At 39.1% G+C, this 14872-nt stretch carries 12 protein-coding genes; 3 read left to right on the forward strand and 9 right to left on the reverse strand.

Features of this window, described 5'->3' with window-relative positions:
- Positions 1-396: hypothetical protein (locus tag WBM70_RS06095; RefSeq protein ID WP_424557614.1), on the reverse strand; the 396-nt coding region annotated here is incomplete at its 3' end.
- Position 397: 1 nt separating this feature from the next.
- Positions 398-847 carry a hypothetical protein gene (locus tag WBM70_RS06100; RefSeq protein ID WP_424557615.1) on the reverse strand — a complete coding sequence of 150 codons (450 nt, stop codon included), beginning with the start codon at positions 845-847 and terminating at the stop codon, positions 398-400.
- 237 nt (positions 848-1084) lie between these two features.
- Here WBM70_RS06100 and WBM70_RS06105 point away from each other — a divergent pair, with 237 nt between their 5' ends.
- Entirely contained in the window at positions 1085-1879 is a 795-nt protein-coding gene (locus tag WBM70_RS06105; RefSeq protein WP_424557616.1) for a hypothetical protein, read from the forward strand.
- A 290-nt stretch (positions 1880-2169) separates the two neighbouring features.
- Entirely contained in the window at positions 2170-2952 is a 783-nt protein-coding gene (locus tag WBM70_RS06110; RefSeq protein WP_424557617.1) for a DUF3050 domain-containing protein, read from the forward strand.
- Positions 2953-2995: 43 nt separating this feature from the next.
- On the opposite strand, the gene WBM70_RS06115 is transcribed toward WBM70_RS06110, so the two are convergent.
- The 7 genes from WBM70_RS06115 to WBM70_RS06145 form a co-directional block, all read right to left on the reverse strand.
- Complete coding sequence (locus tag WBM70_RS06115; RefSeq protein WP_424557618.1) at positions 2996-4213, reverse strand: glucose-6-phosphate isomerase; 1218 nt, start codon at positions 4211-4213, stop codon at positions 2996-2998.
- Complete coding sequence (gene eda / locus WBM70_RS06120) at positions 4210-4851, reverse strand: bifunctional 4-hydroxy-2-oxoglutarate aldolase/2-dehydro-3-deoxy-phosphogluconate aldolase (protein ID WP_424557619.1); 642 nt, start codon at positions 4849-4851, stop codon at positions 4210-4212. The genes WBM70_RS06115 and eda overlap by 4 nt, the downstream gene beginning before the upstream one ends.
- Positions 4848-6677, reverse strand: a complete 1830-nt coding sequence (edd, locus tag WBM70_RS06125; RefSeq protein ID WP_424557620.1) for a phosphogluconate dehydratase — start codon at positions 6675-6677, stop codon at positions 4848-4850. The genes eda and edd overlap by 4 nt, the downstream gene beginning before the upstream one ends.
- The gene (gene pgl, locus WBM70_RS06130) at positions 6674-7369 is read right to left on the reverse strand and encodes a 6-phosphogluconolactonase (RefSeq protein WP_424557621.1); all 696 of its coding nucleotides are present in this window, start codon (positions 7367-7369) and stop codon (positions 6674-6676) included. Before pgl ends, edd begins: the two co-directional genes overlap by 4 nt.
- The gene (gene zwf / locus WBM70_RS06135; RefSeq protein WP_424557622.1) at positions 7362-8825 is read right to left on the reverse strand and encodes a glucose-6-phosphate dehydrogenase; all 1464 of its coding nucleotides are present in this window, start codon (positions 8823-8825) and stop codon (positions 7362-7364) included. The genes pgl and zwf overlap by 8 nt, the downstream gene beginning before the upstream one ends.
- Before the next feature lie 131 nt (positions 8826-8956).
- Entirely contained in the window at positions 8957-9940 is a 984-nt protein-coding gene (gene glk, locus WBM70_RS06140) for a glucokinase (protein WP_424557623.1), read from the reverse strand.
- Positions 9941-9958: 18 nt separating this feature from the next.
- On the reverse strand, positions 9959-13153 hold the full coding sequence (locus tag WBM70_RS06145) for a glycoside hydrolase family 15 protein (protein ID WP_424557624.1): 3195 nt from the start codon (positions 13151-13153) through the stop codon (positions 9959-9961).
- 196 nt (positions 13154-13349) lie between these two features.
- Here WBM70_RS06145 and pgm point away from each other — a divergent pair.
- The coding region (gene pgm / locus WBM70_RS06150; RefSeq protein ID WP_424557625.1) for a phosphoglucomutase (alpha-D-glucose-1,6-bisphosphate-dependent) at positions 13350-14872 on the forward strand (1523 nt) is incomplete at its 3' end.

The raw sequence follows: 14872 nt of genomic DNA on the forward strand, positions 1-14872 counted from the left end.
GGAGTTTTCATTGAGGTAGAGATATATCCCTTCCCCATCCTCATCATTTTGAATAAGTATTCCCTCACTGTTCTCTTTTTTCCAGGCTTCTAAGGATTCATATTGTACATATTCTTTTTGTATCACATAGCTTTGTAATGTTATTTCTTTCTCTAGAGAATAAAAAAGAAATCTTTTCGAAGCTATTTCCTCTATCTTTACTGGAGTGGAAGAGTGTAAGTGATACATTTTATATCCGAAGCTTTCTAAAAACTCTGATAAAAAGCCTTGAGTCCAAGAAAGTACTTGTTTCATGCATTTCTTTGTTGCCGGATCTGTATTGTCTCGATCCAGATATGATGTATTATAGTCTTTACAGATGTTGCTGTAGTCTATACCAATACCTATTTTTTTCATCTTAAGCCTCTTTTAGCACACTTACTTTATTTCCAACTGCAATTCCCCCATACTCCAAAGGAGATATAAAAAGACCGCGCTTACCATGAATAAGTTCAGGAAGTTCAGGTGCGAATGCATATAGATAACGGTAATCCTCACATGGCCCCTTCACTTCAAAGAGCATTTCACCTATTTCTATGATCGATCCTTTTTTAAGATGATAAAGGTCAATATCTACATAAATGTCTTCCATCAAAAGACCTCTTTCAAAAACAAGTTCAGCCTCTTCTATAATGTCATAACTCTTTTTTGAAACCAGAACCATCGTAGGCTCTTTTCCATTGTCATAGTCTCTACTGCCTACTATTCCATTGTCGTCACAGTCAAAATCTTCAACCTTCATTCGGTGACCAGAACGCATCATATCAGGCATAGTCATATATAACGATAATACTTTTCCGCTTGTCATTAGTTATCCTTTATTTTAATAATACAAATTTTGGATGATACTAGCATAATTTATCTGTAATCTTATTACTTTATTTGAACTAGACAAATAAAACTGTAATAAATCAATAAGCTATTAGTAAATTTGTACACTTAAAAAACATCTAATCACTTCTCATTAAATTAATGAAATATAAAGAAGAGAGCTCCTAATCTATATAGTGATATAATTCAACAAAAAATAAGTGAGCACAGCAATATGGTAAATAAAGATGAGAAATATGCATTTCCATGGGGGTTTCATATAGGAGACTTACTCAAAGGGCATGACACTATCCCTTTATATACGGTGAGTAGTGATGGTGGATTTTGCCTGTTGTATGATAATGTCTCTGAAGTAAAAGCTGATAAATTACTAGAAAGTCTCTGTTTGGAATTGCTCTCTACAATGCCTCATGAGAGTTTAAGAGTTGATCTTTTTGATTTTGGTAAAAAGAAGTTCTATAATCTTTCTCCTTTACAGTATCTTCATCTCTATAAAACAGCTTATAACTCCGAGATGATGTTAGCACTTTTTGAGGAGTTAGAAGAGACTATCATATCTCGTCATAAAGAGTTGCTATGTTGCAATAGGCCTAGCATAAGTGAACATAATCAAAAATCTAAACTTAAAAAGATGTATCACCTGGTACTGATGAATTTAGAAAATTTTCCAACAGAGGAATTTGACTTAAGAAGAATCAAAAACTTTGTAGAGTCAGCTTCTCAAGCAGGTGTCTATGTGATTGCATTTGGCAATCAAGAGATAGAACACAGTGAAAGTAAAACAACACAAACCATATTGGAGCATTTTAAGAAGATAAGAGTGACACAAGGTGAATTTACCATCACAAAAGAGATTTTTGAATTTGTTGAACTTCTAGAAGATCACCATTTTGAGTCACTTGATCTTGACAAAAGTCATTTATTACAGAAAATACTTACCAATGCAAACATTGAAAGTCTCCTCAATCCTGAGAACATAACATTAGAAGAGAATACAAAAGTCAAATAATAAGATTGAATTATTCATTTTTTGGAAACTTTTTGATTAAATGCTGTATTTTAGGAGATTAAAATTGCGGACTGTGAGAGATTCTAACCCTTGTTTAAATCTCTTGAACACTCTATTTTAGGGTATCTTTATATTTAACAGTTAGCTGTTGTCATACAATTAACGTACAGATTTGGCAGACTCTGACAAATGAAACTTCTGCAAGACAATGATGAATAACAACTATATGGTTGTCTCTTTCTAAATAAATTTATGTATAATCCTTTTTTTTAAAATTAAAGGACTATCTATTGACAACTTTTCCACTTGAAAACGTAAGAAAATTAAGAAAAGAACTTGCTACACATCCAGTTTATGCTGCTGTTTCAGATATGAATGATCTGACGATCTTTATGCAGCATCACATCTACTCTGTTTGGGACTTTATGTCATTGGTAAAATATTTACAAAATCAAATTGCACCAGCACAAACACCATGGCTTCCCTTTGGTGATACGCATGTTCAGCGTTTTATCAATGATATTGTACTTGAAGAAGAATCAGATGAAGGTATTCCACTGGAAGATGGAACTACTACATATACAAGTCATTTCAACCTGTATGCTCTGGCTATGGAAGAAGTAAAAGAAGGAAGTAGTCAACTTATTAGAGAATTTGTTTCTACAGTTGCAACTGATTCTTTAGATAGAGCAAAAGAAACCATTCAAATACCTTCAGCCGCAAAAGAATTCATGGAAGTTACCTTTGGATTTATCAATAGTGATAAGCCTCATGTAGTTGCTGCAGCATTTGCTTTAGGTCGAGAGCATATTATTCCAGAGATGTTCCGTGCTCTTCTTGATAAGATGAAAATCTCAAGAGAACAAGCAGAAGTATTTCATTATTATCTAGATCGTCATATAGAGCTTGACGGAGATCACCATGGTCCAATGTCTTTACGAATGTTGGATCTATTATGTGAAGGGGATAAGCTAAAGATCTCTGAGGCAGAAGAAGCTGCCCTACTTGCAATTAAAGCTCGGATCAAATTCTGGGATGGTGTCTTATTCGCTATTCAAAATAACAGTAACTAAGTATTCTTTTTCATAATATGAAAACCTAATATGGTATATGAGATCATAGCTCTTGTAATTTACTCTTTAAAATGATCTTTCCTGCTTCAACACCAGGCTGATCATAGGTGTTTACATCTATAAGTTCACCTACAAGAGACGTGAGCAGTTCATAATAAAACATCAGAGAACCGATATTATCTTCTGTCACACTTTGTATGGTGATCGTATCTAGAGGAATATCACCTTGGTCAAGTAAGGCTTCTATCACAGAGTCACATTGCATATTGATGAGTTTTGAGAAAGGAAGGTTATTTAAACTATCAAGCATTTCCAAATGAGGAAGTGTAATATCCGGGATGACAATATTCTCATGAAAATCTTCAATCTTGATAAAGGTGACAGACTTGTCTCTTGTACCTTCCATAATCAGTTGCAGAAATGAGTGCTGATCTTTTGGTCCTATAAGACCAATAGGTGTAAGGCCAACATGAAAGGCACTGTGACGTTGATGTTTTCCTAGACTTTCACCCCAAAGTTGTACATACCATTGACAGAAATACTTGAGTGTTTCAGAATAGGCAAAAATACAATTAATATTATACTGGGCATGGTTTTTTGCATAGTAAACCGCTTTAGTAAGAAGCATATCCTGAGTATATCCATGTTCAAAAAAACTCTTTTTTATGAATCTTGCCCCTGCAAGTAAAGAGTTAATATCAATACCACACATTGCCAAAGGTACCAATCCTACAGTTGAGAGCACAGAGAATCTTCCTCCTACATTGTCAGGGAGATACAGTACCGAAGCACTGATCTCTTTAGCATATTTCTCAAGTGGAGAGTCCGGGTCAGTAATAAAGGTATAGGCAGTTGGATCACTTTGCAAAGAATAAATATATTTATAGATGGAAAAGGTCTCAACTGTACTACCGGATTTGGAGATCACAAGAAAATGGGTTTTGTTAACATCAAATTTAGAAAGCAGATCCGTAATATTAATAGGATCCGTACTTTCAAAGAAATAAAGCTTTCTATGCAGATCCTTCACCGGTTTCATAAACTCATACACTGCTTTTGCGCCCAAAGAACTACCTCCTATACCTATTACAGCGATCGTTGTCACATCTTCTGAAAGCGTATTACTATATTCTAATATTTGAGTAACATCTTGATCCGGGAGCGAATAGTAGCCGATTGATGTCTGTTCTTTCTGAATGGACTCAAAGGCTCTTTGTTCTTCCTTTCTACTATTGGAATTAAAATAGAGTTTATTTTTCAAACTATCCCCTTTATTGATTTTATTATATGCCTTGCCTCTTTGCAAAGCTTTGTGATTTTGTAAAAATCCTTCTTTTCCATAGCCGATTTGGGTACGATCCAACTTCCGCCCACACACAGAACATTGGGAAGAGATAAAAAGTCATTTATATTTTTTAGATTTACTCCTCCTGTTGGACAAAAATGCATAGAAGCAAAAGGACCACTAAAAGCCTTTAAGGCTTCAACACCACCTGCCAGAGTAGCCGGAAAAAGTTTACAATATTCAAAACCATTGTTTTTGGCCAACATTACTTCAGAAGCTGTGGCCACACCTGGAATAAGTGCAATGTCCAATTCTTTTGAAACTTGCATCAATTCTTCACTGATACCCGGACTAAAAACAAACTGTGCACCATGCTCAACTGCCTGTTTAAAATCATATGCATTAAGTACTGTTCCAGCACCGACATTCATTTGCGGGATTGACTTGGAAATAGCTTCTATAGCTTTAAGTCCTGCTTCCGTTCGAAGTGTTATCTCCATAATAGAAATTCCACCTTCCAACAAAGCCTCTGCAAGTGCCAAGGCATCATCAGCACTTTCTAATGCTATCACAGGGACAATAGGTGATATTTCCATGACTTCTTTTGCTGTCATGCCCGCTCCTTGCCACTGACATCAAATAGACTTGCACCCTCTTCTGCCAAGCCTATACTTTGACGTACAGATACAAATAGTTCTCTACCAAAACCGTGTCTGTTTTCACTTAGATCTGGTACTTCTATCGAGCGAGAATTCAATTCCTCTTTATCCACCAAAAGTAAGATCTCACCTTTTTGTGCATCAAAACGAATAGTGTCCCCTGTTCTGACCTTTGCCAGCATACCACCATCAAGGGCTTCTGGTGTCAAATGAATGGCTGATGGCACTTTACCTGAAGCTCCAGACATACGTCCATCAGTAATAATTGCCACTTTAAACCCTTTGTCCTGAAGCACACCAAGCGGTGGCATGAGTCCATGGAGTTCTGGCATACCATTGGCTTTAGGTCCCTGATAGCGTACCACAGCGATAAAGTCTTTTTCCAATTCACCTTGCTTAAATGCAGTCTGCAAAGATTCCTGAGATTCAAAAACGATGGCTTCAGCTTCAATAATAAACTGTTCGGGTTTCAATGCAGAAGTTTTGATCACACTACGTCCCAGATTACCTTTGAGTAGCTTGAGTCCACCTTCCTTACTAAAAGGATCTTTGATACTTGAAACCACACTTTGATCTCTTGATGTTTTGTGCCCTTCTTTAAAGCTCAAATTTCCACCACTTAGACTCGGTTCTATGATGTATGCATCTAAACCTTTTCCCACTATTGTTTCCACATCATTATGAACAAGTCCGGCATCAAGAAGTTGAGAGATAACTACACTCATACCCCCTGCTTCTCTAAAATGATTCACATCAGCTTGGCCATTAGGATACATCTTACATAACAAAGGTGTGACTTTGGAGATGGCATCAAAATCATCCCAGTTCAGTATGATCCCCGCAGCTCGTGCCATTGCAATAATATGAATCGTATGATTCGTTGAGCCTCCCGTTGCCATCAATCCGACTATGGCATTCACAAAGCTTTTTTCACTAATGATCTTTGCTATCGGTTTATAGGTTCCAGATAAGTCCGTCATACTCAAAATTGTTTTTGCCGCATGTGCAGTCAAAGCTTCTCTAAGAGGCGTATTTGTGTTCACAAAAGAACTGTTTGGGAGTTGTAGTCCCATCATTTCAAGTAGCATCTGGTTGGAATTCGCTGTACCGTAAAATGTACAAGTACCACTGCTATGATACGATGCAGACTCTACTTTTAACAAAGAGTCTTCACTCACTTTACCTTGGGCAAAGTCTTGACGTACCTTTGCTTTTTGGGCATTACTTATACCAGATGGCATAGGACCTGCAGGTACAAATAGTCCGGGAAGATGACCAAACGCCAAAGCACCGATCACTAGTCCGGGAACGATCTTGTCACATACTCCAAGATAAAGTGCCCCGTCATATACATTATGAGAAAGTCCAATGGCTGCTCCCATTGCGATATTGTCTCTACTGAAAAGACTTAATTCCATACCTGGTTGAGACTGCGTTACTCCATCACACATGGCAGGTACGCCACCTGCCACTTGTGCAGTAGCACCTATATCCATCAACGTACGTTTGATGAGTGTAGGATAAAGTTTATAGGGCTCGTGTGCAGAGAGCATATCATTGTAAGCTGTTACAATAGCAATATTTGGACTTTGCATCCCGGCAAGAGATGTTTTTTCATTCTCCTCCATAGGTGCCATCGCATGGGCAAGATTACTGCATCCCAGTTTGTTTCGGTTAACCCCATGCCCTCTTGCTTTAGCGATGCGTTCAAGGTATAGAGCCCTGCTTTTGGCTGAACGTTGTATGATCTCTGCTGTCACTTTTTGAATAATTTCATTCATGCGTAATATACCTCTATATCTTTAGTATCCTGATTTAAAACTGAACGAATTGGCATTTTGTACATATCATCTCCCGTAATCACATCTCCATACACTGCTAATTTTTCTTCACCTTCAAAATGCAGGTAAATATACTTAGCACTCAAAATCGCTGAACGTGTTAAGCTCATACGCATATAAGGAGCAGTTGCAGGTTCAATAGCGATACATAGATCTTCATTCTCAAGACCAAAGGCCTTTTCCAATTTTACATTGTCAGGGAAAAGAGACGCCGTATGGGCATCATTTCCCATACCTAACACGATTACATCAAATGGAAAAAGTGCTTCTTTCATCTTTTGTGTACACCACTTTTCTGCCATTTCAACATCTAACTCTTCATTGTACATACCTATAAAGGTAGCTTTGCTTGCTTCACCTTGAATTAAATATGTTTTAACAAGATTTTCATTGCTGTTTTCATCTGAAGAAGGTATCCATCGTTCATCACAAAGACCAATACTGACCTTTTCCCATGCAAGAGAGGCCTCACTAAGTTTTTTAAAGAGTGGTTTAGGTGTACTTCCTCCTGAAACGATCAAAGAGGCTTTACCCTTTTTATCAATCGCATCTTGCAGTTGATTAATAATACTTTTACTAAGTAGTTCTAACAATGCATCCTGTGACGAAAAAGTATGTAGCGTTCTACTCATCGTGCCAACTCCTTCCATCTCTTGCGATAAGCTGTACAGCCGCACTTGGACCATCGGTTCCAGCACTGTAACTTTTCATAGGAACAGTATCTTCTGCCCAACCATCTAAAATCACATCAGCCCACTTCCATGCAGCTTCCACCTCATCAAGACGCATGAAAAGTGTCGGATTGGCACGGATTACGTCTAAAAGCAATCGTTCATAGGCATCTGGCTTATGTTCGGTATTCAATGGAGTATTAAGCTCAAGCTCCACCTTCTGTAATCTCATCTGCTCACTTAACCCGGGGATCTTATTCATAAGCTGTAGGTGGATACTCTCTTTTGGCTGTAGTGAAATAACGAGTTTATTCTCAGAGATACATTTACCCTGATTCGCAAAAATAGAATGAGGAATCGTTTTAAAATGGATCACGATCTCTGAGTTTCTCTGTCTCATACGCTTTCCGCTTCTAAGATAAAACGGTACACCATTCCAGCGCCAGTTATCTATATCAACGCGAAGGGCAGCAAAAGTTTCTGTTGTACTCCCTGCCACCCCCTCTCCCTCAAGATAACCTGGAACCGGTTCACCGTTACTAGACCCATGCGCATATTGTGCGCGTACAGTCTTTTGTTCAATATCGGCAGGTGTCATCATACGAAGGGAACGCAATACTTTTACTTTTTCATCACGTACACTGTCTGCATCAAGTGAACAAGGTGGTTCCATAGCCACAAGGCAAAGCAATTGCATCAAGTGATTTTGAATCATATCACGCATTGCCCCGTAATCATCATAATATCCCCATCGGCCTTCAACACCTACACTTTCTGCCACGGTGATCTGTACATGGTCAATATTGCTTGCATCCCAAAGCGGCATGAAAAATCTATTTGAAAAACGAAGTGCCATAATATTCTGTACGGTGTCTTTACCCAGATAATGATCAATACGATAAATCTGTGATTCTTTAAAATACTTTAGCACTTCCACATTGATCACACGAGAAGACTGAAGATCACGCCCAATAGGTTTTTCAAGTACCACTCTACTTTCTGGGCTAATTAATTCCCAATGACTTAAAGACTTACAAATAGGACCAAAAAAATCAGGTGCAGTAGAAAGATAATTTACTCTGTCCCTATGTGGATATATATTGAGAAGTTCTTTAAGTCCACTATAACTCTCATCATCTCCAAAATCTATGATCACTACTTGAAGTTGTTCTTTAAAACGAGCAAACTTTTCTTCAACAAAAGCATTATCCGGTAAAAATTCCAGAAGTTTTGATCTCACAAGTCTACAATGTTCTTCAAGACTCATTGCATCTCTTGTAGCTGTAATGATACGACTTTTCTCATCCAAATAACCATCATTACTAAGATGGTAAAGTGCTGGCATCAATTTTCTAAAAGCTAGATCGCCATGCCCACCAAAAATAGTAATATCGCATACACTTTTCATTTCATTCATCATCTTTTTCCTATTGTGTTCCCGCTAAATACATTTATAACGCTCATATTTAATGAGTATAACGCAATAAGAACACTAAATAATCAATTTTATGGTTATATTTTAGTCAATAACAAACAGAATGAATATTTTTACAGTCTATTATGTGCATAATATGCTGCCCCCAGCAATGCAGTCTCAGGATCTAGAGAAATTTTTACCTGCATCCCGCGCAACATCTCTTCAAAACGTCCTTTACTTGCAAATCCATTCATGAAATGATTATTTACAAGGACCGGTAAGATCTTAGGGGCAATACCTCCACCGATATAGACTCCTCCAAGTGACATACTTTTTAATGCAAGGTTTCCTGCTTCGGCACCATATATTTCTGCAAACATACGTAGTGCTTCCATACAGAGAGGATCACGCTCATTTAAAGCACAGTTACTAACCATAGCACTACGATCCATTCCCTCTGGAATATGCATCATGGAAACAGGTTCTGGAGCAAAACCACTTTCATATAAAAACTCATACAGTGTATAAATTCCGGGACCGGATAGTATTCTTTCATAACTAACATGTCCAGGATAGCGATTTCGCATCCATTTCAATAGTTCATCCTGTTGTGCTGTTACAGGTGCAAAATCGCTGTGTCCTCCTTCTGAGCCTATAGGGTGGTAATGCATACCATCATAATACAGCATTGCCTCTCCCAGCCCTGTTCCCGCAGCTATGACAGCACGATTACCATTGAACTCCCGTCCAGTAGGATTCAGATCAACAAATTCATCTTCCGGCAGGTACAACATACCATATGCTGTAGCTTCAAGATCATTCATCAAACGTACTTTATCCACAGCTAGATCTTTTTTCAGATCCTCAGAACTGATATCCCAAGGCAGGTTGGTAGTACGACAACGACCATCTATGATGGGACCGGCTATGCCAAAGCATGCTGATTCTATCTTTGGCATTAAAGTCTCTTCTTTAAAAGCCTTTATCACATCGGAGAGACTAGAGAAATCTTTGCTGGAAAATTGCTTTTGTACCCGAACTTTGAGAATCGTGTCTTCAACCTCAAAAAGTGCGAGGTTGGTTTTTGTCCCACCTATATCACCTGCCAATATCATACTGCTATCCTTGTCATATTATGTTGTAAGTTCACTCTCCGCATCTTGGGGTGCAAGTAAATACATAAATGCTCCAATAAATGCCTGGTCCGTTTGGTTAGGAGACAGACCATAAAATGCCTTCCATGCTTGCCCTCTGTGTTCATCGTAATTGCCACTATGACTATTCTCCCATGCAATACGTACTGCATGACCTATAAGAACATCCAATATAAGATCATCTTTAACATACAGATCTTGATTTTGTCTAAAGAGCCTTACTAAACTCTCTATAGCTTCAATATTCAACTGACGATAATCAGGTACAGTAATACTTTGTAACAGTGCATCGATTTTCAATGCAAAACTGCGTTCTCCTGCAGTTGCATCTAGTGTAAATTCTGTACCTATACGATTCTCTATATTATATTTGTCGCCTATCACCAAAGCACTGCATTGTCGCAACAAATACCAGATATCCTTGTAAAAAGTTTCAGAGAAAGGCCCTACCATTCCTCTCTCTTCTCTCCACTGTTCCCAATCCTCTACTCCGGACAATTCGGTAAGAAGCGGGACTGTTTTAATCGTATTGGCAGACGATGTTCCAGTAGCATGTAGATTTTCCAGATGATGCAGGTTCTTGACTTCCTGAGCGAAAGACTTCAAGATATCCCGAAGACGGTCATAAATAAGATGTGGAGACAAACAAAGCAAGTGCTCATAAGCATCCCCCATAGCCAAATGGCTTTCCCGGCTTATCTGACCGACCAACAATTGGATAAAATACCATGTACGAAGCGTTAACATATTTTTAAAAAGTTCAGGTTCACTTCGTATCAGATACCCCAAATGTAAAATAATTTCCTGTGTTAAGCTACTTTCAGCGGTGTTGTTACCACAAAATTCATTTATGGTTTCCACAATAGCAATACTTTCGTGAGGTTTTGAAAAGGTTGCTTGTTCACTATATGCACGACCAACTGCAAGGCGCTTTTGACGAATCACGATATCGAGCAGCACATCTTCCAAACGGTCATCATATTTTCCAGTCAACTCTGCCAGACGGCGAATTATAGACCATTCATGACATACAGTAGCAGACGCATACAGTTTTTCAACTATCTGTTCCAATGTTAAAATGCCCTCTTGCATCAGGATTTCAAATTCTGATCCATTGCGCTGCCATAACAAACCGAGTACATGGGCTTGCAACAAATGCGTTTCATTTCCTAGCAGCATATCGATCAATGTATCATCATTCTTCACTTCAAGCTCATGTACTTCTTCTACAGTCAATGGATAATTAGGTTTATTTTCCTGAGAACAAATATCTGAGTCCTCGTTATTCATCTCAATTTCGTGATGTTCTAAGTCAAAGTCGTGCAAATCATCAATTCGCTCTACATCTGCTCTACAAGACAATGCTTCAAATGTACCGTTCTGAATCTTTACAGAATCAGATTCACCATTTTGTATCTCACGCAATAACTCGATCACTGTATCCTTATCTTGATCACAGAGCATGGTTTCTCGAACAAGAAGGGGGATTATAGGCTGGTCCTTTTTATTCCACTTCCTTGAAAGAAACTTTAAAGAGGCACGAAAGTGTTCAGTCAGTAATGGGTTGTCATAAGAGAAATAGAATCCTTTTGGATTGAAATAATAGGGAAGGAAGATGATCTTTTCTCCAGCAAGTAAATACAAACGCGATGTAGTTATCGTACGTGCTACCAAATAAGGACGACCTGTTAATGACAATTTCCTATTCTTACCCAGTAGTGTATGCACTTCAGAAAGCAAAGAGGCATGCATGATCTTTACAGGTTTCACTTCTTCTGCTGTCTCACTGATGAATCCAAGTTCAAGCAGTTGTTCCTTCACAGCTTCATTCTCCGCCAAAACTGGCACCAGAGGACGTACATCGTATCTGCTGCCTACAGATCCACGCCGATCCAAAGGATCAATATCAGCAGGTGATAATACACCATCAAACATCATATCTGAAAGCATATAAAGGCTTTGTGCCCAGACCAATGGTATATTTTCGTTAGGTATACGTATCTGACTTCCGGGATCTTGTTTCTCTGCAGGGATAGATTCTTCAGGAACTATATAGAGTTCAGGTAACAGCTTCTCTCCATTCTGTTCCACAAAAAGGGTCTGCAGTTTCTTTTTCCAGTATGCAACATCTTCACTGTCCTCACGCATCAATGCATCAAGTAGCAAATAGGTAAAGAAAAGTGGCCATTCAGATTCAATATGCTCAAATTCACGTAACTCTGAAGGTTCATAGTGCAAGCGACTGGCATCCTCTATACTGCTCTGATGTCCATCAAGCAAAAAACGTTTACAGCCATAATTTCCGGCAAGTTTTTTAATGATCTTATCACGTGTACGTTTTAGCAGGTCTTCATCTTCCACAGCATATGCCGGATAACCTATGATACTCAAAAGTGCCGCATCTGTCTCTTTTGAATTGGACTCCCTAGGCAAAAGTCCCAGTAGTGTAGCACGAGAACGTGCCACATCACTAGGAACCACGTGGATCACAGATTCATGACTTAAAATATCACCAAAGAGATTGAAGCCATCCATTGCTTCAAGTGCTGCTTTGGCCATACCGACTGAACTTCCATTGATCTCTGTAGTACCATGATTGATCTTGTTCCCACGTTCCCAAATACCAAAATCCGGTGTACAATAGGTACGACTGATATAGTGTACAAGATTCTGAACAAAATTGACTTCATCCATAGTATATATAATACGTAATCCCGAAGCGGTCATTTGTGCGATCATCAATAAATATAGTGAGGTTGCATCCAATTGCAGATGTCCCCATTCATCATCACCCACAACTGCCAAACCTGTGCTTGTTCCATACTTTGCATGTAGTGCATCAATAGGATTGAGTGTATTCTTAAATGCTTCAACACGGTCTGATTGGCGCATCATCGCTAAAAGTAAACCTCTCATGAGTTTAACCACACTCTGACTCAAAAGGAAGCTGCGATGATGATCTGGATCATATTTACGATAAGAAAGTGCCAGTCCCCAGACACTGAGAATACTGTACACGTTATCTCTTACCCAGGCATCTGTATAGTCTCCATGTGCATTCACTGCTGTACTTGCAGGCAGCAATCCAGTAACGGGGTCCTGTCGCGAGAGAATAATCTTTTCAACAACTGAAAAATGTCTATCAAGCGTATCATGGAGTCTGTCTTGATTCATATATTTAACCTTTTATTATCGGACTGATTACTAGTACTGCCTATATATCTTTTACTGCATTATTGCTCTGATCCATTATAATCTAATTCGAGATAAAAGGAATGACACTATTGTTTCAATTTTAAGCAGTAGCATATGAAGAATCATATTACAGAGATGATAAACTGTCACATATCCAAATATAAAAAGGTAAATAATGTCTCTTCATCCCTATGCCGGAAAATTAGCACCCAGATCAGTGCTTGCCAATATTCCTGAACTTATCAGTGACTACTATACAAAGATACCTGACACACAAAACAGTGCCCAGCGTATCAGTTTCGGAACTTCCGGACACCGTGGTTCTTCACTGAGTAGAAGTTTCAATGAGATGCATATATTAGCTGTCACACAGGCTGTGTGTGATTACAGAAAAGAAGCCGGTATTACTGGTGCATTATTCATGGGTATGGATACACATGCCCTCTCATACCCCGCACAATTGTCTGCTTTAGAAGTACTCGCAGCCAATGAAGTCACTGTATACATAGCCAAAGATCTTGGCTATACACCCACACCGGTCATATCTCATGCCATCTTGACACATAATGTAGATAGCAGTGTACTTTGTGACGGCATTGTTATTACACCGTCACATAACCCACCCACTGACGGAGGGTTCAAATACAATCCACCGCATGGTGGACCAGCCGATACCGATGTGACTGACTGGATAGAAGCCCGTGCAAATACCCTTATGGAAAATGAACTCACTGATGTAAAAAAACTTGCTCTGGATGATGCGCTGAATTCTGATCATATTGTTGAGTACGATTATGTATCCCCGTATGTCAACGATCTGGAGAATGTGATCGACATGGAGACTATTGCAAAGTCCGGTATCCTTATCGGTGCTGATGCTATGGGTGGTTCAGGCATGGCATACTACTCTGCCATCAAAGAGCATTATGGACTCAATATGGAGATCTTCAATGATACCCTTGATTCGACCTTCTCTTTTATGCACTGTGACAAAGACGGTAAGATCCGCATGGACTGCTCGTCTCCTTATGCCATGGCAGGACTTGTCGCAATGAAAGAAAAGTATGACATTGCCTTTGGAAATGACACAGACTTTGACCGTCATGGTATTGTGACAAAAAGTGTAGGTTTGATGAACCCAAACCATTACCTCAGTGTAGCCATCAACTATCTGGCACAAAACCGACCACAATGGAAGAGTGATCTGGGGATAGGAAAAACCCTAGTAAGCAGTTCAATGATAGACCGTGTTGCAGATTCTCTCGGCAAAAAAGTGATTGAAGTCCCTGTTGGTTTTAAGTGGTTTGTCGATGGTCTGATGGAAGGCAAGATCTTTTTTGGTGGAGAAGAGAGTGCGGGGGCCAGTTTTCTTCGTAAGGATGGTACCGTCTGGAGTACCGATAAAGACGGCATGATACTGACACTTCTTTCTGCTGAAATTCTAGCAAAGACTGGGCGTGATCCAGGTGAACATTATCAGGAACTTACAGAGAAATTTGGTGCACCTATCTATGCCCGTATCGATGCACCTGCAGATGCCCAGCAGCGTGCTATACTCAAAAAATTGTCACCTGAAGATGTGAAAGAAGAAGTTCTTGCAGGTGAGCCTATCGAAGCTATTTTGACCAATGCTCCTGGGAACGCTGCTGCTATTGGTGGGCTTAAGGTCGTGTCAAAGAACGGATGGTTTGCACTTAG

It is taken from the genome of Sulfurovum sp. (assembly GCF_049668085.1).
GTDB lineage: Bacteria > Campylobacterota > Campylobacteria > Campylobacterales > Sulfurovaceae > Sulfurovum.